Raw genomic sequence first — 23,338 nt, 5'->3', positions numbered from 1 at the left:
CGGCCTAGTCGTCGAGCGAGTCGAGCGGCGCGGGCGGGTCGACGGGGTGCAGGGTCTGTTCCTCGATGAAGCTGGCGCCGAGGATCTCGCGCACCACCGCCTCGCCGTAACGGGCCTTGCCGTCGGCGGTGTGCGGCTGGGGCGCGCGTTTCTCAGCGACCGTCGCTTTCGGGGCCGCGGGCACCGACACTGCGGGCGCTGACACCGCGGGAGCGGACGCCTCGGGAGCGGGTGCCTCGGGAGCGGGTGCCTCGGGAGCGGGTGCGGGCGCCTCCGCTTCGCTCGACGGGATCTGCACGACGTTCCACTCCGGAGCGGGTGGCAGCGGGTTCTCGTCCGCGGGCGGCGCGGCGGGCCGCTGCGGCTCTGCCGGGGCGGCCTCGTGCCGGGCGAGGAACTTCACGCGCACGCCGAGCACCTCATGGATGGCGCCACGCAGATGCTCGCTCACGCTCTCGCCCGGGCCCTGCGGCTGCTTGAAGGATGCGACGTCGGCTTCGGTCGCGAAGGCGACCGTCAGCACATCGCCGGTATAGCCGCGAGGGGTGGATGCCGCCAGCGCCATCCAGGCGTTGCGCTTTGAGCCCTTGACGATCTCGAGGATCTCCGGCCAGGCGTCCTTGATCTGTTGAAGCGTCACCGGCGCGGGCGGTTGCACCGGCGGTTGTTTCGCCGGCCGAGTCGGTTGCCCCGAAGCGGGTTCCGCCAGTGCCGACTCGTCTTTCGCCTTACGTGCGGTGCGGATGTCGACGGGTTCGACCACCGGGCGGTCGGGCGCGACGTGCATCGACGGATGCTCGTCGATGCCCATCCGGCGTTCCAGCCGCTCGACGCGCGCGAGAGCACCGCGCTCGGTCTCGTCGGCCGCCGGCACCAGCAGCCGGGCGACCATGAGTTCCAGATGCAGCCGCGGCGACGTGGCGCCTGTCATCTCGGTGAGAGCTGTGTTGACGACGTCGGCGGCGCGGGAGAGTTCGGCCGCACCGAACGCGGCCGACTGCCCCGACATCCGATCGATCTCGTCTTGCGGCACCCCCCGCAAGACGGCCGACGCACCGTCACGCGTCGCCGCGACGACGATGAGGTCGCGCAGGCGCTCCAGCAGGTCTTCGACGAACCGACGCGGGTCTTGTCCAGTCTGGATCACCCGGTCGACCGCGCCGAAGACGGCGGCCGCATCGCGGGCCGCGATGGCGTCAACGACCTCGTCGAGCAGTGCGCCGTGGGTGTAACCGAGCAGCGCGACCGCCCGTTCGTAGTGGATGGTGCCCCCCTCCGACCCGGCGATCAGCTGGTCGAGCAGCGACAGGGTGTCACGCACCGAACCGCCTCCGGCGCGCACCACGAGCGGCAGAACCCCGCCCTCGACCTCGACCTTTTCATCAGCGCACATCTTCTGCACGTAGTCGAGCATCTGGGCGGGCGGCACGAGCCGGAACGGGTAGTGGTGGGTGCGGCTGCGGATCGTGCCGATGACCTTCTCGGGCTCGGTCGTGGCGAAAATGAACTTGATGTGCTCCGGGGGTTCCTCGACCAGTTTGAGCAGCGCGTTGAACCCCTGCGGCGTCACCATATGCGCCTCGTCGAGGATGAAGATCTTGTAGCGGTCGCGGGCCGGGGCGAATGCGGCCCGCTCGCGCAGGTCGCGGGCGTCATCCACACCGTTGTGCGACGCTGCGTCGATCTCGACCACGTCGAGAGAACCGCCGCCGTCGCGGGCCAACTCGACGCACGAGGCGCAGGTGCCGCACGGGGTGTCGGTCGGGCCCTCGGCACAGTTGAGGCAGCGCGCCAGGATGCGGGCGCTCGTCGTCTTGCCGCAGCCGCGGGGGCCCGAGAAGAGGTAGGCGTGGTTGACCCGGTCGGTGCGCAGCGCCGTGCGCAGCGGATCGGTCACCTGCGCCTGGCCGATCAGCTCGGCGAAGGTCTCTGGCCGATAGCGGCGATAGAGGGCGGTGACCACATCACGAGAGTAGTCGTCGCCCCTGGCACCGGGTTGAGGCTCTACACTGGCAGACGGCTCTCCGCGTGGCGCCATCCAGGCCAATTCCCCCAGGACGGAAACGTAGCAAGGGTAACCGGGCTCTGACGGGTGCGCGGAGGGTCCTCATCAGGAGGATTCGCCTAGTGGCCTATGGCGCACGCTTGGAAAGCGTGTTGGGTGAAAGCCCTCGGGGGTTCGAATCCCCCATCCTCCGCTGAAACATCGCACCGCCTGCACCATCGCACTCGTACACCACCCGCTTTCCGCGGCGGGTCTCGACAGGGGAGAGCATGTTCGTGACGGAGCAGACGGTCGTGCGCATCGTGCCTCGTCGCTCGCTCCTGGTCTCGGCATTGGTCTCGATCGTCGTGGTGCTCGTCCCGGTTTCAGCGGTGCTGTACTGGTTCGCGATCCCGCGCGGGCAGGCGCTGTGGATCGCTCTCATGCAAGCGATCGTCGTGGGCGTATCCCTGGCTCTGCTGGCGCGGCAACTCACCGTCGACACGGTCGTCGCCGACGGCGAGCTTCGCGGGCGCGGCATCTTCAGCCCGATGGTTCGGGTGCCGCTCGACACGATCGCCTCGGTCGATGTGGTTCCGGTGTACGTCGGCCAGTCACCGGAGACCGTGCCGCAACTGCTCGTACGCGACGCCGAGGGCCGACGGCTCTTCCGCCTCCGCGGCACGTTCTGGCACGCCGACGACCTCACGAAGGTCATGGATGCCTTGCCCGTTCCGGCGCGGATCGTCACCGAGCCGATGTCGTTCCCCGAGTTCTTCGCCGCCTACCCGGGTAGCGCGTACTGGTTCGAGAACCGGCCGTGGCTGATGGCCGGGCTACTCGCCCTCGTCATCGTCACCTGCATCGGAATCGGCGTCGGCGTGATGGTTCTGCTCGGCATGCCGATCATGGCGTGACGAGCTGCCGGGTTTCGGCTTCGGTGGGCAGCACGATCGTCGGGTCGTCGAGCAGGCGTTGGAGCACGAGCTCCGCGGCGCCGATCAAGAGATTGTCGCGGCCCAGCGCCGAGGGAACGAGGGTCAGATCGCGCACCCCCTCGGGCAGAGTGTCGAGCCGCCAGGTCATCGTCGCCTCGGCATCCGTCAGCCAGTCCTGAAGGCCCCGACGTTGTTGGTTCTCCAGGTGGTTCAGAGCGGGGCTGTTCAGGGCTTGGTTCGAGTCAACGGGCCCTCATTGTCGTTAGCAACAACATACCGAGTCGTAGGGGGGTCAGCCAATCCAACAACTCCGCCGAATGTGGTTCCACGCGCACCTTCGTTCACACATCTGTTATGTTGCCGCCATGATCAAAGTCGACAAATGCGACTTCTTGAGCGTCCGCGCGGGCGCCTACCGCCCTTAAGACAGTGAGATCACACACGGCGGATACACCCCGCACCTTATTCGGCGTGTTGATCTTCGCGACTCCCTCACCTCCCGCTGACACTCATCAAAGGACCGACATCCCATGACCCTCACACCCACGCGCGACGACAAGTTCTCGTTCGGCCTCTGGACGTTCGGCTGGCGCGCCCAGGACCAGTTCGGATCCGCCACTCGCGAGCCGGTCGACACGGTCGAGGCCGTGCACAAGCTCAACGAACTCGGTGCCTACGGGATGACCTTCCACGACGACGACCTCTTCGCCTTCGGCAGCACCGACGCCGAACGTCAGCACGAGATCGACCGCCTGAAGCAAGCCCTCGCCGACACCGGGCTCATCATCCCGATGATCACGACCAACCTGTTCAGCCACCCGGTGTTCAAAGACGGCGGGTTCACCTCCAACGACCGCGACGTGCGCCGGTTCGCGCTGCGCAAGGTGCTGCGCAACATCGACCTCGCCGCCGAGCTCGGCGCGACGACCTTCGTCATGTGGGGTGGCCGCGAGGGCAGCGAATACGACCTCGCGAAAGACATCCGCGGCGCCCTCGAGCGCTACCGCGAGGCGGTCAACCTGCTGGGCCAATACGTGCTCGACAAGGGGTATGACATCAAGTTCGCGATCGAGCCGAAGCCGAACGAGCCGCGCGGCGACATCCTGCTGCCGACCGTCGGCCACGCGCTCGCCTTCATCGAGACGCTCGAGCACCCCGAACTCGTCGGGCTCAACCCCGAGACCGGGCACGAGCAGATGGCGGGCCTCAACTACACCCACGCGATCGCCCAGGCGCTGGATGCCGGCAAGCTCTTCCACATCGACCTCAACGGTCAGCGCGGCATCAAGTTCGACCAGGACCTCGTCTTCGGTCACGGCGACGTGTTGAACGCGTTCTCACTCGTCGATCTGCTCGAGTTCGGAGGAGCCGACGGCGGCCCGACCTACCACGGCCCCCGCCACTTCGACTACAAGCCGTCGCGCACGGAGGACTGGGACGGCGTCTGGGAGTCGGTCTCGGCGAACATGCGGATGTACCTCCTGCTGAAGGAGCGCGCCGCGGCCTTCCGCGCCGACCCCGAGGTCGCCGAGGCGCTCGCGGCCGCCAAGGTCGACGAGATCAACCGGCCGACGCTCAATGACGGTGAGGGCTACACCGAGCTGCTCGCCGACCGGTCGTCGTACGAGGACTTCGACGCGAGCCCGTACTACGACGGCCGCGGATTCGGATTCGTGCGCGTGCAGCAGCTCACGCTCGAGCACCTGCTCGGCGCGCGCTGAATCCGGACTCGGAGAAGAAGGTGACCCTCGTCGCGGGTGTCGACTCGTCGACGCAGAGCTGCAAGGTCGTCGTCGTCGACGCCGAGACCGGCCACGTGGTCAGGTCGGGGCGGGCCGCGCACCCGGCCGGCACCGAGGTGGCTCCGGCCGCCTGGTGGGATGCGTTGCTCGCGGCGATCGCGGATGCCGGCGGCATCAGCGATGTCGCGGCGGTCTCGATCGGCGGTCAACAGCACGGCATGGTGGCCCTCGACGCGGGCGGGGAGGTCATCCGCGACGCCCTGCTCTGGAACGACACCCGCAGCGGTGACGCAGCCGAGGCGCTCCGCGATGAGGTCGGCCGAGAGGCCTACGCCGCCCGCACCGGACTGGTCCCCGTCGCGTCGTTCACGGCGAGCAAGCTGCGCTGGTTGCGGGATGCCGAACCCGAGAACGCCGCGCGGGTCGCCGCCGTCGCACTCCCCCACGACTGGCTCACCTGGCGGCTCCGTGGATACGGTGCGGCCGGTCACGGCCCGGGCGGCGATCTCGCCGAGCTGACGACCGACCGGTCGGATGCCAGCGGCACCGCCTACTGGTCACCGACCACCGGCGACTACGACCGTGACCTGTTCGTGGCCGCCCTCGGGCATGACGCGATCCTGCCGCGGGTTCTCGGCCCGGCCGAGCTGGCCGGGGTCACGGCCGAGCATCCGGGCGTCGTCGCGGGCATCCCGGTCGCGGCGGGAGCCGGCGACAACGCCGCTGCCGCGCTCGGGCTCGGCGCCCGCGGAGGCGACGTCGTCCTGTCGATCGGCACGAGCGGCACCGTCTTCGCCGTCACCGACGTTCCCGTCGCCGACCCGACGGGAACGATCGCGGGCTTCGCCGACGCCGGCGGCGCCTTCCTGCCGCTCGTCGCGACCTTGAACGCGGCGCAGGTGGTCGATACCGTCGCCGCGCTTCTCGGCGTCGACCACGCGGAGTTCGGCAAGCTCGCCCTCTCGGCAGCCCCCGGAGCCGACGGCGTCATCCTCGTGCCCTACTTCGCGGGAGAACGCACGCCCGATCTTCCCGACGCGACGGCGAGTTTCGCTGGACTGACCTACGACACCACCACCCGGGCCAATCTCGCCCGGGCCGCGATCGAAGGGATGGTCTGCGGGATCGCGGCGGGCCTCGACGCCATCGTCGTTGCCGGCGTCGCGGTCGACCGGGTGCTTCTGATCGGCGGCGGCGCACGCCTCGAGGCGACCCAGCAGATCGCGAGCGAGGTGCTCGGCACGCCGGTGACCGTGGTCCCCCCGGCCGAGTACGTCGCCCTCGGCGCCGCCGCTCAGGCGGCCTGGGCGCTCACGGGCGCACGCCCCACCTGGGAACTCGACGGAGCGAACGTCGTCAGCTCACCGCCGCATCCGTCGACGCGATCGGCGTACCAGGTGGTTGCGACGCGCTGAGCGCACCCGGGTCGCGGAGCACTTCACGGAACGCGAGTTCCGCCGCCCCCACGAGCAGACTGTCGCGCCCCAACGCCGAGGCCACGATGTCGACCGTCAGCCCCGGGCCGCGCAGCGCCGTCTCGCGCACCCGCTGAACGAGCACGTTCCCGCCGAGCCGATGAAGGTCGGCGAGGAAACCCCCGAGGATGATGCGGCCCGGGTTGAAGACGTTCGTCACGTTGCGCAGTGCGACAGCGAGGAATTCGAGCTGCCGGTCGATCTCACGTCGCCCCGACTCGGAGAGGTCGGCAGCGGCCACCAGCCGGTCGGGGGCGTCGGCCTGGGCTCCGGTCCAGCCGACGGCGTCGAGGAAGGCCGCCCGGGTGACCTCGGTCTCGAGACATCCCGACGCGCCGCAGTGACAGAGCAGGCCCGCCGAGTTCACCAGGGTGTGGCCGAGTTCGCCGCCGAACCCCGCACTCCCGGCGAGCAGCGAATCCCCGACGATGACCCCGCCACCGATGCCGCTCGCACCGCCGTTGAGGAACACCAGATGGCTCTGCCCGCGGCCCGCGCCGAACATCCCTTCGGCGATGACGCCGCAGGCGGCATCGTTGCCGGCCCAGGTGGGAAGTCCGGTCGCCGCCGTGATCATGTCGGCGAGCGGCTCGTCGACCCACTCCAGGTGCGGGGCCAGGTTGACGAACCCGTCCCGCGACCGCACCTGACCGGGCACCGCGATTCCGATTCCGGCGAGATGGTGTTGCTGGTCGAGCTCGGGCCGCATCCCCGCAACGACCGCAGCCACGACATTGGCGACTTCGCGCGCCGACGGGATCCGGTCGTTCTCGAACCGCACGGCGCGAAGTACGTTACCGCCGAGGGCGACGACGCTGATCATGGTCGCATCGAGTTCCGGATTCACCGCGATCGCGGCAATGCGTTCGGTCGGGATGATCGTCGCGCTCGGCCTGCCGACGCGATTCGTGGCGCGCGGATCGGCGGCCTCGACGATACCGCGAGCCTCGAGGTCGGCGACGATGGTCGCGATCGTCGACCGGTTGAGTCCCGTCGCCCTGGTCAGCTCGGCGCGCGAGATCTCCCGGTTGGCGTGCACGAGACCCAGCACGACCGACAGATTGCCGCGACGCAGATCGTCGAGGCTGCCGCCTGCCGACGCGTGGCCAGCAGCACCCGCGAACGGGCGGATGACACTCTTCACTGCAGCTCCCACCGACTCCGCCTGGCCCGGATGTCGTGCAGAACGCTACTCCTCGCGCACGGTCGGCTCCAAGATGCGGGTCCTGGCGCGCCGGGGCATCACGCCGGTTCTTTCCTGATCCGAATCGCCGACCATGAGGATGGCGGCAGCGTGAACTCGGCTATCCCGTGCGATAACACCACGTCCAAGGGTCGCACAGCGACTCGGTCGGGCTGGTCGACCGTGTTTCGCGCGGTTGGATCGGCATCCCACAATGTGTGCGCCTCCAGGATCGACGTCACGCCCGCGGCCGAGAGATCGACGCTCACCCGCGCGTCCATCGTGTCCCCACGATTCACGAGGAAGAGCGACACCCCGTCGTCATCCGTCGTGGCGACCGCGTCGACCACGGACACCGTCCCGTGACTCGCGGTCTCCATGGTGTCGCTGCGAAGCGCGACGTGTAGCGCGCGCCCGCGTCCCAGGCGGGAGGTCAGTGCGAACGGGAAGAAGGTCGTCTGACGCCAGGCGATGCCTCCCGGTTCGGTCATGATCGGCGCGATCACATTCACCAGCTGTGCCAGACTCGCGGCGGTCACCCGGTCGGCGTGCCGCAACAGCGAGATCAGCAGACCGCCCACGACGACGGCATCGGCCACGGTGTAGGAGTCTTCGAGGAGCCGCGGCGCGATCGGCCAGTCGTCGATGGCGGTGCGTTTGTCGTCCGCGTGGTACCGGTCGATGTCCCACACGTTCCACTCGTCGAACGAGATCCCGATCCGCTTGTCGCTGCCTTTGACGGCGGCGACGTGGTCGATCGTCGCGGATACCGACTCGATGAATCTGTCCATGTCGACCGGTGTGGCGAGGTACTCGCTGAGGTCGCGGTCGCCCTGGTTGTAATAGGCGTGGCACGAGATGAAGTCGACCTCGTCCCAGGTGTGTTCGAGGACCGTCCGCTCCCACTCCCCGAAGGTCGGCATGCTGCGGCTGGAGCTGCCACAGACGACGAGCTGGATGCGGGAGTCCAGTTGCCGCATCGCCCGGGCTGCCTGAGCGGCGAGCTTCCCGTAATCCTCGGCGCTGCGATGCCCGAGCTGCCACGAGCCGTCCATCTCGTTGCCGAGGCACCAGATCGTGACGGAGTGCGGTTCGGGCGAGCCGTTCGCGATCCGCTGTTCGGCGAGCGTCGTCCCACCCGGGAGGTTGGCGTACTCGAGCAGGTCGAGTGCTTCGGCGACACCGCGGGTTCCGAGGTTGACGGCGAGCATGAGCTCAGTGCCGGCCTTCGCCGACCAGCGCGCGAACTCGTCGAGGCCGACCTCGTTCGTCTCGAGGGAGTGCCAGGCGAGGTCGACTCGCCGCGGGCGGGACTCCTTCGGACCGACACCGTCTTCCCAGCGGTAGCCCGAGACGAAGTTGCCGCCCGGGTAACGCACCGTGGTCACCCCGAGCTCGCGCACGAGGTCGAGCACGTCGGCCCGGAATCCCTCGGCGTCGGCCGTCGGATGGCCGGGTTCGTGGATGCCGTCGTACACGGCTCGGCCGAGGTGTTCGATGAACGACCCGAACAGGCGCCGATCGACGGGAGCGATCGCGGACGCGGGGTCGACGGTCAGGGCGGCCGTGGTCATTTCTCCTCGTTTCCAGGGTGGGTCGCCGCGCGGGCGGCGGGGTCGGTGGCGTGATCGCGGAACCAGGCGACAAGCGGAGTGGGCACGCGGTCGAGATCGCCGTCTCGTTCGACGAGACGCCACAGCCCCATCGACAGGCGGTGGGCTTCGCGCGGCGCCGTCGAGTGCCGATAGGTCCACTCGTACATGTCGAACACGGGCCACCAGGTGTAGCCGACGACGTCGACGCTGGCGGCGCGCATCCGGTGCAGGGTCGCGACCGACGCGTCGAGCCACTCGAGCCGTTCCGTCACGGTTCCGGTCACGCAGGTCTCGGTGAGCATGACGGGAACCTGGTAGCGCTCGGCGGCGCGCCGCAGCACCTCTTCGAGTCCGGCGACACCGTCGTCGCGCGTGGGACGCGGGTCGCCGAAGCCTCCGCCGTGGTGGACACCCGCCTCGAAGACTTCGGTGGAGTGCCGCGGGTAGTAGTTGACGCCCATGACGTCAGGCGGAGTCGGACGCTCGGCGAACCAGGTGAGGTCGTCGTCCGTCATCCCGTTCTCGAGGAGGAACGCCGTGAGCTCGTGCGCGGCGTCGACCCGACCCGTGACGAGGTCCTCGACGAGGTGGGTCTGCGCGTGCAGCCGTCTCGCGTGGTCGCGATGCTCGTCGGGCTCGATGTCGCCGACGTAGCGGAAGCCGGCATCCACGTGCACGAAGACCGCGCGGTCCCCGAGCACGTCCCGGATGCCGTTCTGCGTGAGCACGAAGCCGCGGGCGAGGCGTTCCACCATCCGCACCAAGCCCGTCGTGCCGCTGAGGTAAGGGGGCCAATAGGCGTACTCGCCCGAGAACAGGGCGTGGATCATCGGCTCGTTGACGGGTGTGTAGTCGGTGACGTGCGCCGCATACCGCTCGGCGACGCGCGTCGCGTACTCCGCGACATGCTGCGGATAGTCGGGGTTCGCAAACTCGCGCTCCAGCCAGATCGGCGTTCCGTAGTGCAACAGGTCGACGATCGGGCTGATGCCGAGTTCGGCGAGACGGTCCATCACGTCGTCGAGCCACGACCACTGCCAGACACCCGGCTCGGGTGCGATGCGGTGCCACGGAATGCCGTAGCGCAGCAGCTCGGCTCCCGCCTCGGCGACGAGCCCGAGGTCGGTGTGCCAGTGCTCGTAGTGCCGGGTGAGCTCGTACTCGTCGATCGCGCGTTCACCCGGACGCTCTTGTGGCACGAAGGTGTTCTCGATGCCGAGCGCGAAATGCAATCCGCCGTCGCGGAACCAGGGAGTCGTCATGTCAGCACCCTCGTCATTTCAGGCCCGTCGTCGCGATGCTCTCGATGAACCGCCGCTGCACGAGCAGGAACGCCACCACCAGCGGGAACACCGCGATGAGCGAGCCGGCCATCATGACGCCGTACGGGATGATGCCGCCCGGTCCGGTCAGCAAGGTCAACCCGGAGGTGATCGTCCCCATCTCCCGCGAGGTCGTGAAGATGAGCGGCCAGAGCAGGTCGTTCCAGTTGTTGACGAAGATGAAGATCGCCAGGGTGAGCAGCGCGGGCACGGCGTTAGGCAGGACGACGCTCCGGAACACGCGGAACTCGGAAGCCCCGTCGATGCGCGCGGCGGAGTCGAGGTCGCGCGGGAGCGCCAGGAAGAACTGCCGCAGGAAGAAGATCCCGAAGGCGTCGGCGGCGCGCGGCGCGATCAGTCCCGCGAAGGTGTTGACCCAGCCGAGGTCGCTCACCAGTTGGTACACCGGGATGAGGGTGGCCTGGAAGGGAATCATCAGGCTCGCGATGATGGAGATGAGCAGCGCGCGCTGACCGGTGAAGTCGATGCGGGCGAGCGCGTAGGCGGCGAGCGAGTCGAAGGCGAGCGCGAACACCGTCACCCCGCCGGCGAAGAGGAAGCTGTTGAGCGTCAGCCTCAGGAATGGAAGCTCGGTCAGGATGCGCTCTAGGTTGGCGAGGGTCCATTGCTCGGGCACGAGCGTCGGGGGGAACGCGTTCACTTCGGCGACCGGCTTGAACGCGGTGAAGACGATGATCGCGAAGGGCAGCAGCACGGCAGCTGTCGTCACCGCGAGCGCGACGGTCAACAGAACGGTCGAGGGGCGGAGGCGGCGTCGGGTGGCGATCACTGCGCATCCTTCTCACGGCGGCCGAAGAAGACGAACTGCACGATGCTCAGCAGCAAGGTGGCGGCGAGCAACACGTAGGAGAGCGCCGACGCGAAGCCGATCTCCAGTCGGCGGAAGCCCGACTCGTAGATCTCCATGACGATCGTCTGAGTGTGCCCATAGGGGCCGCCGCCGGTCATGACGTAGATCTGGTCGAACGCCTGCAGCGCGGCGATCATCGCGAAGATCAGCACGAACGCGAGCGTGTTCGACAACAGCGGCATCGTGATGTTGCTGAATCGCGTCCACGGCCCCGCTCCGTCGACGCGAGCGGCTTCGTAGAGCGAACCGGGGATGTCTTGAAGACCGGCGAGGAAGATCACCAGATAGAACCCGAAGTTCTTCCAGACCGCGACGAACGCGACTGCGGGCATGGCGAGCAGGGGATCTTCGAGAACGTTCCCGAGCCGGATTCCGGCGCCGCTCAGCCAGTGGTTGAGCAGGCCGACCTGCGGATCGATGAGGTAGCTCCAGGCGATCGCCGCGACCGCGAGCGAGACGATGAACGGCAGAAAGAGCGCCGTGCGGAAGAACGACCGGAACGGCAGCCGCGGGTGGTTGAGGGCGAGCGCGAGCACGAGGGCGACGGCCACGGCGACCGGCGTGAACAGCACGGTGTACCAGAGGGTGTTGAGCATCGCGTCGCGGACGTCGGCGTCGGTGAATACCGTGACGTAGTTGTCGAGTCCGACGAACTCCTCCTGGCCGAAGCCGCTGGCGTCGGTGAACGACAGCCGCAGCGCCGACAACATCGGCCACGCGACGAAAGCGCCGAGCACGACGAGGGCGGGGGTGAGGAAGGCGAGGGCGGTGATATTGCGCCGCCGCTGGCTCGAGCGGGAGGTCCGGCGGCCGCCGAGCGGAGCCGGCGGGCGGTAGCGGCGTGCGGTGGTGCTGGTCATCGGGTTCCTCCTTCCATCGGCTGGTGTTCGCATCGTGGTCCGCGTGGCGGACTCGGGGCAAGGGGGAGGCCGAAGACGACCGGTCGGGTCGCCTCCGGCCTCCCGACGGGGTCAGTCGTCGAGAGCGGCCTGGATCTTCTCCTGGGCTTCGGCGAGTAGCGTGGCGATGTCCTCGCCCGCCATCGCCCGCTGCGTGAGCTCGTCGACCGCGGTGAGCACGTCGACGCTCTGCACAACGCCCGGCAGGAGCGGACGCCCGAACTGAGCCTGCGCGGTCAGCGCTGCCACGGTCGGGTTCTCGGCGACCGCGTCGGCCGAGATGCTCGTGCGCAGCGGAGGCCAGCCGGAGCCGAGCGACCAGGCGACCGAGTTCTCGTCGTTCAGGAAGTACGCGAAGAACTCCTGAGCGGCGGCGGCCTTGGCGTCGTCATCCGTGTCGGTGATCGCCATCGAGACGCCGATCGCCGACGCGGCCTGAGCCTCCGGCCCGGCGGGGATCGGTGCGATGCCGTAGTCGATGCCGTTGTCGGCGGCGATGAAGACCATCCAGGGGCCACCGATGGTCATCGCGGCCTGGCCGGCGCTGAAGATGCCGTCCGCCTCGATGCCGTCGACGCCGGTCGGCGAGATCTTGTCGTTCGCGATCGCGTCCTGCCAGAACTGTAGGGTCTCAAGGTTCTCGGGCGAGTCGATCACGGCGGTGTCGCCGCCTTCGACGATGTCACCTCCGTTGCCGTAGAACAGTGAGGGCCACAGTCCGTTGGCGACCGTCGCGTGGTCCGGAAGGACGACGCCGTACTGCTCGGGCGTGCCGTCGGCATTCGCGTCGACCGTCAGCGCTTCGGCGGTCGCGACCCACTCGTCCCAGGTCGCGGGCGGCTCGGTGATGCCGGCCGCCGCGAAGAGAGCCTTGTTGTAGTAGACGGCGAGCGGCACGAAGCCGGTGGGCACGCCGTAGGCGGTGCCGCCGACGGTGACCATATCGACCGCACCCGGGTTGACGTCGCTGGCGTTGTTGGCCGGGTCGGCGTAGAAGTCGTCAAGGGCGACGAACGCTCCCCGATCGGCGTAGACCGGAAGCCGCTCGGCAGGCATCGCGACGATGTCCGGGCCGTTGCCGGCCGAGAGCGCGGGGAGGAGGGTGTCGTCGATGACGGCCCACGGGTTGATCTCCGTCGTCACGACGATGCCGTCCTGCGACTCGTTGAAATCGGCGACGATCTGCTCGAGCACATCTCCGTCGGCTTCCGTGTAGCCGTGCCAGAAGGTGAGCTCGACGGGTCCGTCGCTCGAGGGACCGGCCGTGCAGCCGGTGGCAGTAAGGGCGACGGCGAGGATGCCGACGCCCGCGACAAGCGGTGAGAGTTTCATAAGCGGGTTGTTCCTTTGCTTGGTGGATGCGGGACTGCTCTGTCTGCACTGGGCGTTCGACGTGGTCGTACGCCGCCATTTACAACGTTGTAAACGACATCATGCGCATTCTCGGCCACACTGTCAAGCCGACGATCAGAGAGTCGTGGACTCACGCTGCAGGATGCGGAACGCGCTGCGGAGTTCGCGCCGCGGGGAACGGGCATCCCCGGCCGCGATCACGCCGAGAAGCGTTTCGACCGCGAGCCTGGCGATTTCCCGGCGACCGGGGTCCACCGTGCTGAGGCTCGGGAACGAGTAGCGGCCCTCGTCCACGTCATCGAACCCGATGATCGCGACGTCTGCCGGCACCCGGATCCCGCTCTCGCCGAGCACCCGCAACGCCCCGAGAGCGAGCTCGTCGTTGAGCGCGAAGATGGCGTCGAACGAGGTACCTCGCGCGAGCAGGTTGCGCATCGCCTCCGCGCCGTTCGACCGGTGCCACGGCCCCGCGTCCACGATGAGGGCGTCGTCGAAGGGCACTCCCGCATCCGCGAGCGCCTTCCGATAGCCCTCGAGACGCAGCCCGGCCGACCCGATCACCTCGCCGGTGTGGGCGCCGAGCACCGCGATGCGGCGCCGGCCGAGGTCGAGCAGATGGCGCGTCGCCGCCGCAGCCCCCGCGACGTTCTCCATCGTGACGTGGTCCACGGGTCCGCCGAAGATCCGCTCGCCGAGCAGGACGAGCGGAAAGTCGACGTCGAGCGCGTCGGCGTCGTCGTTGCCCAACCCGAGCGGGCTGAAGAGCAGCCCGTCGGTGAGCTGGCGACGGGGGCCGGTGAGCGCCTCGCGTTCGCGATCGGGATCGCCGCCTGTCTGTTCGATGAGCACGACCATTTCGTGCCGATCGGCGACCGTGATGACCTCGTCGGCGAGCTCGGCGAAGTACGCGAGGCTCAGCTCCGGAACCGCGAGCCCGATCGCGCCGGTCCGGCCCGAGCGCAGCGTGCGGGCCGTGAGGTTCGGGCGATAGCCCAGCTGATCGATTGCTGCGAGAACCCGCGACCGCGTCGCTTCGGAGACGTGCGGATGGTCGTGGATGACGTTCGACACGGTCTTGAACGACACCCCGGCGAGTTCGGCGACATCGCGCAGGGTGGGCGTCATCCCCCCACCGTAACCGCAGCCGTCGCTGTTCCGCGAAGCTGCTTGACACGATCCTCCGCGGACGCGTACGGTCAACCCAGGTCCACGTTACAACGTTGTAGCGACACGGTGTTTACAACGTTGTACTACCGGACCCCGACGACGGAGGATCTCCGGCGCCGCCGATCACCACAGGAGCGGTCCACGACCGCGACACCCGACCGTGCGCGAACGATGCGCCGCGAATCTCCCGACTCGGTTCCCGCCCCACCTAACCGAGGAGACGACCGAAATGACACCCTCACCCGTCGGCAGCCGGCCGCGGAACACCGCACTCGAACGAATCACCCGCCCGGCGATCACCCTCCTCGCCGCAGCCGCGCTCGCGCTGAGCGGCTTCCCAGCCTTGGCGCCAGCCCACGCGGTCACGACCGGCAATGGCGCCCTCGTCTACTCTCCCGCCGCCGGCACCTCGTTCAACCCCGAGGGCGGCGCGCCCGCCGGCACGACGTACGCCAAGATCATCGTGCTGAAGAACAGCGGGGCCAGTAACGGGACGCAACTCGTCACCTACGACCAGCTCGTGCTCCAGAACGGCGTGCAGGTATACCCGATCTGGCGCAGCAGCAACGACGGTGCGTCGTGGACCAAGGTCGCCGACGTCAACCCCAGCCTGCAGTTCCCCACACTGACCCGCACGTCGCAGCCGTTCCTGTTCGAGGTCACCCAGACGACCGGCAACCTCGCGGCCGGCACGATCCTGCTCGCCGGGATGATCATGCCGGAGGACCGCTCCAGCAGCCGCTTGGTTCTCTACAAGAGCACCAACCAGGGCACGTCCTGGTCGTTCGTGAGCACCATCGATACGGGCGGCCCCGCCGTCTACGACCCCAGCCCGACGTCGACGACGACCACCGTCTGGGAACCGTCACTCGCCATCGATGGCTCGGGTGGGCTCGTCGCCTACTTCTCCGACGAACGGCAGAAGGCGAACGGCGTCCTGCAGGCCGTTTCGTATCGCCGATCCACCGACGGCGGTCAGACCTGGGGCTCGCTCGTCAACGTCTCGGCGCCCAACAACTCCAGCGACAGGCCCGGGATGATCACCGTCACCAAGTTGCCCGACGGCCGCTACCTCGGCACCTGGGAGGTCGTCAACCGACCGAGCCAGTCGCTCAACACTGCCCCGGTCTACTTCAAGATCTCGAACGATGGCCTCAACTGGGGCACCACGACGAGTCTCGGTACTCAGATCGCCCTCGCCAACGGGCGCAGCATCGGGTCGTCCCCGTACGTGAAGTGGGTGCCCAGCGGCGGGCCCCGGGGAATGGTCGTCGTCGCCGCGAAGTGGTCGCTCACCTCGGGCGGCGTCATCGACGGCGGCCAGAACTACTACGTCAACTACAACCTCGGTGAAGGGCCGTGGGAGCGACTGCCGATGGCGGTGACGTACGACGCGAGCGACACGCAAGGCGGCAACTTCTCCGGTTTCGCCCAGGGAATCGACTACTCGGTCGACGGCCGCACCTTGTACCAGGCCACGAACGTCGAGAACCTGGTGACGACGTACAACGACGTGCGGGTCGGGTCGGTCCCGCTCGACGCGCAACAGTACGAGGCCGAACTCGCAACGCTCAACAGCGTGTCGGTCGTCAGCCATGTGCAGGCCTCCAACGGGTCGAAGATCGGCAACATCAACGACAGCGGCGACTACGTGCAGTTCACCGTGCGCGTTCCCTCGGCCGCGACCTACACACTCAATGTCAGGTACGCGAACGGGACGGGAGCCAACAGCACCCACGACGTGAGCGTCAACGGGGGCGGGTCGACCGCGATCACCTACCCGAAGACAGTCGACTGGGGCCGGTACCAGTGGGCGCAACTGTCGGTATCGCTCAACGCGGGCACCAACACCGTGCGATTCAGCAAGGCGACATCGTTCGCCGAGATCGACACGCTGCACGTCTACCGGCCCTCGACGGCGCTCGATCCGCAGTTCCGGATCGTGAACCGCGCGAGCGGCAAGCTGCTCGAAGTGCTCAGCGCCCTCACCACCGACGGCGCAGCCGTCGGTCAGTGGGGCCTGACGGGCAACCCCACCCAGGTGTGGACGTTGACAGCGGCGTCGGGCGGATACATCGTGGTAAACCTCAACAGCGGGAAGCTCCTGGAGATCCCTTCGGCATCGACGGCCGACGGCACGGATGCCGTGCAATGGGGCGCGACCGGGCATGCGACACAACGTTGGAACTTCGCAACGAGCGGAGGCTGGTGGACGCTCAGCAACCAGAACAGCTCGAAGCTGCTCGAGATCACTGGGGGTTCCACGAGCGACGGCGCGATTGCCCAGCAATGGCCAAGCAACGGTGCGACGGCTCAGCAGTGGCGTCTGATCAAAGAGGGGATCCAGTAGCCACGGCTGATCGAATAGCCGGCTCCGCGGCGGGTCGAACACCTTCACCCGCCGCGGGGCTCGTCATCAGCGGTCTTCGAGTCCCCACGGCTGCCCGTAGCCGCCACCGGCTTCGGCCTTCGCCATCAGCTCCAGGAACGGCCCGGCGGCGAACGCCTCCGGGCCGAGCACCCCCGTGCCGCTCCACACGCCTGCGCTCAACAGCTCGAGGGCGATCACCGGGTTGAACGCGGTCTGCCACACGACGCACTGGCTCTCGTACTCGGCCATCGTCCACTCGTTGTCGCTGACGTGGTACAGGTACACCTCGCGGGGCTTCCCGTCCTTTCCGGTACCGGTGACCCACAGCCCGGCGCACGTCTTGCCGGTCATGCGCGGGCCGAGGCTCGCGGGGTCGGGCAGCGCGGCGGCGACGACATCCCGGGGCGCCACCTCGACGGGCCCGTTCGCCGACCGCACCCGGATCGGCACGGTCGAATCGAGGTGCAGTTGGTGCAGGGTCTTGAGGATGCCGATGAACTCGTCGCCGAGCCCGTACTTGAAGGTGACGCGTTTCGCGTCGACCCAGCGCGGCATGAGCAGCACCTCTTCGTGCTCGACGTTGACGCACTCGACGGCGCCGATGCCTTCGGGGAAGTCGAAGACCTCAGGCTCCGAGAACGGCGGGGTGGTGAACCAGCCCCTGTCCTTCTCCCAGACGACGGGAGGGTTGAGGCACTCCTCGATCGTCGTCCAGATGCTGAACGACGGAGCGAAGATCTCGTCGCCGTTCTCGTCACGCACGACCAGGTTGGCCCCGTCGCGCACTCCCAGCTCGTCGATCGACGAGAACAGCTCGTCGGCGGCGTAGCGGGCGAACACGTCAGAGAGCCCGGGCTCGACGCCCATCCCGACGAGGGCGAGCCGACCGGCCTTCTCCCAGTCGCCGGCTTGGGCGAACTGGTCGTCGCCGAGCTTGACCCCGGTGAGCGCGTAGGGGTCGTCGGGATGCGGCTCCGACAGGCTCATCGCCATGTCGAGATAGTCGGCTCCGGCGGCGAGAGCCCCGGCGAAGATCGTCGGCACGAACTTCGGTTCGACGGCGTTCATCACGTGGGTCACGCCGTGTTCGCGCGCCACCGCTTCCACCGACGAGGGGTCGGAGGCGTCGATCCGCGCAGCGACGAACCGGCCGCCCTGATCGCCGTGCTTGGCCGCCACCCAGGCAATCGTGCGCTCCGCACGGGAGAGGTCGTAGTCGCTCACGACCAGGGTTTCGAAGAAGTCACGGCGGGCGGCGATCTTCGCAATCGCATCGCCCACCCCGCCGGCGCCGACGAGCAGGATTCTCATGTGCCGACGCTAGCGGGTGAGCGCGCACGTTCGCGACGAAGCAGCGGCGCCAACGCCGCCCATGCGGCCAGCGCAACGGATGCCCCGAGCAACGCGCCGCCGACGGTGTCGCTCAACCAGTGGGCGCCGAGGTAGGTGCGGCTGAGCGCCATCAGCACGACGTACCCGGTACCGAGGAGCGCGATCCACCAGCGCGGCACGAGCAACGCGAGCAGCACAGCCACCGTTGCAGCGTTGGCGGCGTGGCCCGACGGGTAGGCCCCGCTCGTGAGATCGAGAAGGATGTCGTCGGGCCGAGCCCGCCCGAAGAGCACCTTCAGCGCCTGAACCAGGCCCGCACTCAGCGCCGAGACGACCACGAAGACCGCTGCCGCCCACGGACGCCGGGCGATCAGGAAGAGCACCGCGACGGCAACCGGCACGAGCCAGACCGCGAACCACCCCCCGCCGATGAAGTCGAACACGCGCGAGATCGCCTCCCAGAGCGGACCGCGAAGCTCCAGCACCTCCTCCATCCACTCGCCGTCGACCTCGTCGGCGACCGCGTCGATGCGCACGAGCAACCCCAGCACGAGCACGGCGACCATCGCGGAGGCGGCGGCGATCCCGGCGATCCGCCGCCACGGCGGCTCGCGAAGGGCGGCGCCTGGCTCCATCCCTCCACGGTAGCCGCCGGCACCCGACAGAATGTAGAGCACGGAGCTGTCGCCCTCCGGGGACCATCCCGACTCCGCGCGGCGTGTCGACGGCGTGTCGCGGCATCCGTCCCCGCAGGGCGACAGCCGCCGGGGTCAGTGCGCGGCGACCGCGAGTTCGGCCGGTTCGTCGCCGATGCGTTTCGCCCGCAACGGACGCACGACGATCCAGAGCAGGGCGGTCGCGACGGTGAGCAGGACGCCCATCCCCAGGCCCATCGGGATCGCCGTCTCGGTACCGAACACGCCGACGATCGGCGCAGAGAGGCTCGCCAGCCCGAAGTTGATCGCGCCGAGCAGCGCGGCAGCCGTGCCGGCCTCGGCACCGTGCGGGGCGAGCGCGGTCACCTGGATGCACGGGAAACTCAGGCCCGCGGAGCTGAGGAACACGAAGGTGCTCGCCACGATCGGGGCCAGGCCGAGGTCGAGGACCGCAGCGGCGGCGGCGGTGAACCCGGCGAGCGCCATGAGCGGCAACGACACCGCGAGGATGCGCGGGGGCGCGAACCGGCGCATCAGCCGTGAGGCGACCTGCGACGAGACCGCGAGGCCGATCGAGTTGACGGCGAACAAGATGCCGTACTGCTGAGCGTCGAAGCCGTACACGTCTTGGAACAGGAACGACGACGCCGACAGGTAGGCGAACAGGCCCGAGAACATGAGCCCGGCGATGAGCGCGACCCCGATGAAGACGCGATCGGACAGCACCGCGCGATAGCGCTGCGCGGTCGTGCTGTGGCCCCGCACCCGGCGGCGTTCCGGCGGGAGGGTCTCGGCGATGAGCGTCGACGCGAGCACGACGACCGCGACGCCGTAGCCGGCGAGAGCCACGAAGAGGCCGCGCCAGTCGAGCACCACGAGCAACTGCGACCCGATCACCGGCGCGAGGATCGGCGCGAGGCTCGTGACGAGCGCGAGCCGCGACAGCATCCGCACCAAGGGCTGCCCGCCGAACAGGTCGCGCACGGTCGCCATCGCGACGACGCCTCCGCCCGCCGCGCCCACCCCCTGCAGCACGCGGAAGACGAGCAGCCAGGTGATGTCGGGCGAGAAGGCGACCCCGAGGCTCGCTCCGACATGCACCGTCGTGGCGAGGATCAGCGGTACGCGACGTCCGACGGTATCGCTCCACGGTCCCACGACGAGCTGCCCCAGTCCGAAGCCGATCATGGTCGCGGTCAGCGTGAGCTGGATCAGCGACTCCGACCCGGCGAACTCGGCGGCGACGACCGGGAAGGCCGGCAGGTAGAGGTCGATCGTGAACGGCCCGAGGGCGACGAGCGCACCGAGCACGACGACGTAGAGCACGCGCGAGGAGCGTGAGAGTGCGTCGCCGGGGTGGGTCACGGTTCTCGACCCTAGCTGGCTGCGGGTGCCCCCTGCCGGGCCGCGATGCCGGCCGCTCAGTCTGCGGTGCGCGCCTCTTCGACCCCGCGCTGCGCCATCGGCAGCCCGAGGGCGAGCATCGTGCCGATGTTGGTGTAGCGGGTGTCGAACAACACGCCCTGGCGCAGGTCATCGCCGTGCCGGATGACCAGGCTCGCCAGATCGCCCTCGAGTTCGAGCAGGTAGTAGCGGTTGATCACCGGGAAACCCGACGTTGCGAGCGCGTCGCTGAGATCGGTGGTGAGCGTGTTGAACAACTTGGTGGCCACCGGTTGACCGTTGATTGCGGCGATCGACACGCCGGTTTCGGCGATCCAGATGTCAGTCGCGAGCAGCCCCGGCAAGCTCTCCTGCATCCGGACGACCAACTTCTCGAGGCGTGCGATGTCGACGTTCGCTACCGCACCCGTTTGCCCGCTGCTCGAATTCACAGCGAAACGATAGGGGACCCATCGTTTCTGGGTCGAGGGGTTCGACCCGAACTGGGGGTAGGCCGCCGAGGCTAATTCTGGATGCCGGAGATCACCGCGAACGCCCGCACCGGGAAGGTGCCGAAGTCACGCACTGCCGGCGGCGCGGCGGTGAACCGCGCACCCCGCGCCGGCAGGTCGCCGAGCCGGGTGAGGTGCTCGACCACGTGGATGCCGGCACCGAGCAGCCCGGTGTGGGCCGGCCGCTCGCCGCCCGATTCGGTGTCGTCGATGTTGAGCGAGTCGATGCCGACGAGGGTGACGCCCTGGGCGATCAGGTGGTCGACCGCCGCCGCCTCGAGGAACGGCGCACCGCGCAGGTACTCGGGCGTGCCGAAGTGCCGGTCCCATCCCGTGTGCAGCAGCACGGCGGTGCCGCGCAGGTCGCGGTCGAGGAACACCCCGACCGGGATGCCGCGGGTCGTCAGGTCGGTGAGGTGGAACACCTCGGTCGGCAGGTCGACGAGGGTGGTCAGGTCGAGCCCGGCGAGGTCGGCACCGTCGCCGTAGCGGTGGAACGGGCTGTCGAGGTAGGTGCCGGTGTTGCCGATCATCGTGATGATGTCCATCGCGAACTCGGTGCCGGAGGCGTACTTCGCCCGCGAGTCCTCCCGGGTCAAAAACGGGCTGAACTGCGGCGCCGGAAGCCCCGGGTAGGTGATGAGGCCCTCGTGGATGACGTGGCTGAGATCGACCACGCGGCTCGGCGCATCCGACCCGGGCGTGTCGATACCGCGCGATCCCTTGTGCGCCTCCTCGACGATGCGAAGGTTCTCGAGGTCGATCGACCCGACCATGGCGAGACCGAGGTGACGCACGAACAGGGCGCCGATCTGCTCTAGAGTCTCTTCGCCTGTTGGGAGATCGAGGCGGAAGCCCTCGGCTGTGAGACCTCCGCCGTTGGCGAACCCGATGCGAGCGTCGAAGTGGGCACGATATTCAGGCACGAACCTCCTCCTTACGGGTGACGACGGTGACGACGGTGACGACGAGCGCCACGATGGCGAGTATCGCCGGAATGAGCAGGTTAGCGCCGGCGAGAAGCACGAGCCCACCGACGAGCAGCACCGACAGGACGGCCATCCACCAGCCGACGCTGAAGCGCTCGAGCAGCCGCACGGCGGCGATCACTCCGAGCAGGTAGACGGCGACCATCGACGAGGTGTGGATGAGAATGAACACCTTCAGGTCGAGGTCGAACGCGAACCGGATGGCGGTGTAGCCGAGGCAGATCACGGCGGTGAGCAGCAGCCCGCGGCGCGGTACCTCCCCGCCCGCGGCTCCCGGGGCGAACCAGCGCGGCAGGTCGCCGTCGCGGCCGAGGGACGCGGCGAGGTTGCCGAACGCGGGGATGTACACGTTGAGCACCCCGAGCACGACGATGACCGCGATGCCGGCGACGATCGCCGGGCCGAACCCGGGAAGGGTCACGGCGACGAGGTCGATGAGCGGCACGAGGCTGCTGCCGCCCTGCGCCCCACTGACCATGACCGTCGCGATCTGGAGAGCGAGGTAGGCGACCCCGACGACGACGACCGCGATCGCCGTCGCGAGTGGCAAGGTGCGGCGCGGGTTCTTGAACTCGCTCGCCCAGTGCGTGATCGCCTCCCAGCCGGCGAAAGCCCACACGAACAGGCTGATCGCGAGCGCGACACCCGCCCAGCCGTGGCAGGAACGGCTCGAGATTCGCGGGCTGCGCGGCGGGCACGGCACTCGCCACGACGATCACGACCACGACGACGAGCAGCGCGCTCAGTCCCAGCTGCACGCCGCTGCTGACCCGAAGGCCGATCCAGGCCAGGCCGATCGCGACGACGAGGAAAGCGGCGCCCACCGGCCCGATCCACTCGCGCGGCAGGCCGACGACCGCAGCGAGGTACTCGCCGCCGAGCGACGCGACGACGGGAGCGCCGAAGCCGCAGCCGAAGAAGAACCAGTAGCCGGTCATCCGGGCGGCGGTTCGGCCGAGCGCGAGCCGCACGAACGTCGCCACTCCCCCGGCATCCGGGAACCTCGCGGCGAGCGCCGCGAAAGTTCCGGCGAGAGGGATCGAGATCACGAACACGATCGCCACCGCGAGGATCGACGCCGGCCCGGCGGTATCGGCGGCGAGGCCGGGCAGCACGAGGATGCCGGTGCCGAGCACTGCGGCGACGTAGAGGGCGGATGCTGACGGCAACCCGATCCGCCCCTGCTGTTTCACGTGCTCAGTTTGGCGGGCAGGGGCTGACACCCGCGCGCGGGTTTCAGCCATCGTGACGCGATATGCCTCCTGCGGTAGCACTTGACCCACCTCTCCGCCGAGGCGGAGCTCTCCCCTGGGGCCTGGGTTCAGGGCTTTCGGTGGAGGGGGTTCTTGCTGGTGAGTTCGAGGGGTTTGTGGTTGCCGGGTCGGCCGGGTGGTGGGTGCATGAGCCATTTCCCGTTGGGGGTGTCGGGTGGTCGGATGGTCCAGCCCATGTTGTGGGTGAGCATGTGGTGGAAGCGGCACAGCAAGACACCGTTGGCGATGTCGGTGGGGCCGCCGTTGTCCCATTCGAGGGCGTGGTGGGCTTCGCACCAGGAGGGGGGTCGGT

The 23,338-nt window shown here is 68.7% G+C and carries 20 protein-coding genes, 1 tRNA gene, 1 other RNA gene and 1 pseudogene; 6 read left to right on the top strand and 17 right to left on the bottom strand.

The genetic code is table 11. The features are described from left to right. Nucleotides 1-4 precede the first annotated feature (4 nt). Complete coding sequence (locus tag WBL06_RS00200; protein ID WP_424453956.1) at nucleotides 5-1,963, bottom strand: DNA polymerase III subunit gamma and tau; 1,959 nt, start codon at nucleotides 1,961-1,963, stop codon at nucleotides 5-7. 52 nt (nucleotides 1,964-2,015) lie between these two features. Between WBL06_RS00200 and ffs the strand changes: the two genes are divergently transcribed. From ffs to WBL06_RS00185, 3 genes are all read left to right on the top strand, one after another. After that, nucleotides 2,016-2,112: signal recognition particle sRNA small type (ffs, locus tag WBL06_RS00195), an RNA gene on the top strand. 1 nt (nucleotide 2,113) lies between these two features. Further along, nucleotides 2,114-2,198: transfer RNA gene (locus tag WBL06_RS00190), tRNA-Ser, on the top strand. A gap of 82 nt (nucleotides 2,199-2,280) precedes the next feature. Next, a complete protein-coding gene (locus WBL06_RS00185) occupies nucleotides 2,281-2,901 on the top strand; it encodes a hypothetical protein (protein WP_424453955.1) in 621 nt (206 codons plus the stop codon). On the opposite strand, the gene WBL06_RS00180 is transcribed toward WBL06_RS00185, so the two are convergent. After that, the gene (locus tag WBL06_RS00180; RefSeq protein WP_424453954.1) at nucleotides 2,891-3,070 is read right to left on the bottom strand and encodes a hypothetical protein; all 180 of its coding nucleotides are present in this window, start codon (nucleotides 3,068-3,070) and stop codon (nucleotides 2,891-2,893) included. The two genes, WBL06_RS00185 and WBL06_RS00180, sit on opposite strands and share 11 nt — an antisense overlap. 382 nt (nucleotides 3,071-3,452) lie before the next feature. On the opposite strand from WBL06_RS00180, the gene xylA reads away from it, so the two are divergent. Together xylA and xylB are read left to right on the top strand one after the other, a co-directional pair. Then, the gene (gene xylA / locus WBL06_RS00175; protein WP_424453953.1) at nucleotides 3,453-4,643 is read left to right on the top strand and encodes a xylose isomerase; all 1,191 of its coding nucleotides are present in this window, start codon (nucleotides 3,453-3,455) and stop codon (nucleotides 4,641-4,643) included. Between the two features lie 20 nt (nucleotides 4,644-4,663). Continuing rightward, entirely contained in the window at nucleotides 4,664-6,079 is a 1,416-nt protein-coding gene (gene xylB / locus WBL06_RS00170) for a xylulokinase (protein WP_424453952.1), read from the top strand. Here xylB and WBL06_RS00165 read toward each other — a convergent pair. The 7 genes from WBL06_RS00165 to WBL06_RS00135 form a co-directional block, all read right to left on the bottom strand. Then, a complete protein-coding gene (locus WBL06_RS00165) occupies nucleotides 6,021-7,283 on the bottom strand; it encodes an ROK family transcriptional regulator (protein WP_424453951.1) in 1,263 nt (420 codons plus the stop codon). The two genes, xylB and WBL06_RS00165, sit on opposite strands and share 59 nt — an antisense overlap. A gap of 98 nt (nucleotides 7,284-7,381) precedes the next feature. After that, a complete protein-coding gene (locus WBL06_RS00160; RefSeq protein ID WP_424453950.1) occupies nucleotides 7,382-8,896 on the bottom strand; it encodes an alpha-N-arabinofuranosidase in 1,515 nt (504 codons plus the stop codon). Next, a complete protein-coding gene (locus tag WBL06_RS00155) occupies nucleotides 8,893-10,179 on the bottom strand; it encodes a family 1 glycosylhydrolase (RefSeq protein WP_424453949.1) in 1,287 nt (428 codons plus the stop codon). The genes WBL06_RS00160 and WBL06_RS00155 overlap by 4 nt, the downstream gene beginning before the upstream one ends. A gap of 13 nt (nucleotides 10,180-10,192) precedes the next feature. Next, complete coding sequence (locus WBL06_RS00150; RefSeq protein ID WP_424453948.1) at nucleotides 10,193-11,029, bottom strand: carbohydrate ABC transporter permease; 837 nt, start codon at nucleotides 11,027-11,029, stop codon at nucleotides 10,193-10,195. Further along, on the bottom strand, nucleotides 11,026-11,970 hold the full coding sequence (locus tag WBL06_RS00145; protein WP_424453947.1) for a carbohydrate ABC transporter permease: 945 nt from the start codon (nucleotides 11,968-11,970) through the stop codon (nucleotides 11,026-11,028). Before WBL06_RS00145 ends, WBL06_RS00150 begins: the two co-directional genes overlap by 4 nt. 111 nt (nucleotides 11,971-12,081) lie before the next feature. Beyond that, nucleotides 12,082-13,341, bottom strand: coding sequence for an ABC transporter substrate-binding protein (locus tag WBL06_RS00140; RefSeq protein ID WP_424453946.1), 1,260 nt, complete (start codon nucleotides 13,339-13,341; stop codon nucleotides 12,082-12,084). Nucleotides 13,342-13,476: 135 nt separating this feature from the next. After that, nucleotides 13,477-14,487, bottom strand: a complete 1,011-nt coding sequence (locus tag WBL06_RS00135) for a LacI family DNA-binding transcriptional regulator (RefSeq protein WP_424453945.1) — start codon at nucleotides 14,485-14,487, stop codon at nucleotides 13,477-13,479. 271 nt (nucleotides 14,488-14,758) lie between these two features. Here WBL06_RS00135 and WBL06_RS00130 point away from each other — a divergent pair, with 271 nt between their 5' ends. Then, nucleotides 14,759-16,879: an RICIN domain-containing protein gene (locus tag WBL06_RS00130; protein WP_424453944.1), complete on the top strand. Its 2,121-nt coding sequence runs from the start codon at nucleotides 14,759-14,761 to the stop codon at nucleotides 16,877-16,879. A gap of 66 nt (nucleotides 16,880-16,945) precedes the next feature. Here the strand turns inward: WBL06_RS00130 and WBL06_RS00125 are convergent, their stop codons facing one another. The 8 genes and pseudogenes from WBL06_RS00125 to WBL06_RS00090 form a co-directional block, all read right to left on the bottom strand. Continuing rightward, the gene (locus WBL06_RS00125; RefSeq protein ID WP_424453943.1) at nucleotides 16,946-18,211 is read right to left on the bottom strand and encodes a saccharopine dehydrogenase family protein; all 1,266 of its coding nucleotides are present in this window, start codon (nucleotides 18,209-18,211) and stop codon (nucleotides 16,946-16,948) included. Then, complete coding sequence (locus WBL06_RS00120; RefSeq protein WP_424453942.1) at nucleotides 18,208-18,867, bottom strand: phosphatase PAP2 family protein; 660 nt, start codon at nucleotides 18,865-18,867, stop codon at nucleotides 18,208-18,210. Before WBL06_RS00120 ends, WBL06_RS00125 begins: the two co-directional genes overlap by 4 nt. A gap of 135 nt (nucleotides 18,868-19,002) precedes the next feature. After that, entirely contained in the window at nucleotides 19,003-20,253 is a 1,251-nt protein-coding gene (locus WBL06_RS00115; protein WP_424453941.1) for a multidrug effflux MFS transporter, read from the bottom strand. A gap of 56 nt (nucleotides 20,254-20,309) precedes the next feature. Further along, nucleotides 20,310-20,723, bottom strand: coding sequence for a hypothetical protein (locus tag WBL06_RS00110; protein WP_424453940.1), 414 nt, complete (start codon nucleotides 20,721-20,723; stop codon nucleotides 20,310-20,312). A 71-nt stretch (nucleotides 20,724-20,794) separates the two neighbouring features. Then, complete coding sequence (locus WBL06_RS00105; protein WP_424453939.1) at nucleotides 20,795-21,709, bottom strand: cyclase family protein; 915 nt, start codon at nucleotides 21,707-21,709, stop codon at nucleotides 20,795-20,797. Next, nucleotides 21,702-22,391: an amino acid permease gene (locus WBL06_RS00100; protein WP_424453938.1), complete on the bottom strand. Its 690-nt coding sequence runs from the start codon at nucleotides 22,389-22,391 to the stop codon at nucleotides 21,702-21,704. Before WBL06_RS00100 ends, WBL06_RS00105 begins: the two co-directional genes overlap by 8 nt. Nucleotides 22,392-22,512: 121 nt before the next feature. Next, a pseudogene (locus WBL06_RS00095) lies at nucleotides 22,513-23,016 on the bottom strand (APC family permease); the annotation flags it as partial. Between the two features lie 77 nt (nucleotides 23,017-23,093). Further along, nucleotides 23,094-23,338, bottom strand: a 245-nt coding sequence (locus WBL06_RS00090; protein WP_424453937.1) for an HNH endonuclease signature motif containing protein, incomplete at its 5' end; no start/stop codon positions are given.

It is taken from the genome of Pseudolysinimonas sp., assembly GCF_049651805.1.
GTDB lineage: Bacteria > Actinomycetota > Actinomycetes > Actinomycetales > Microbacteriaceae > Pseudolysinimonas_A.
The sequence above is the reverse complement of the archived record's forward strand: the minus strand, read 5'-3'. Positions and strand labels throughout refer to the sequence as shown.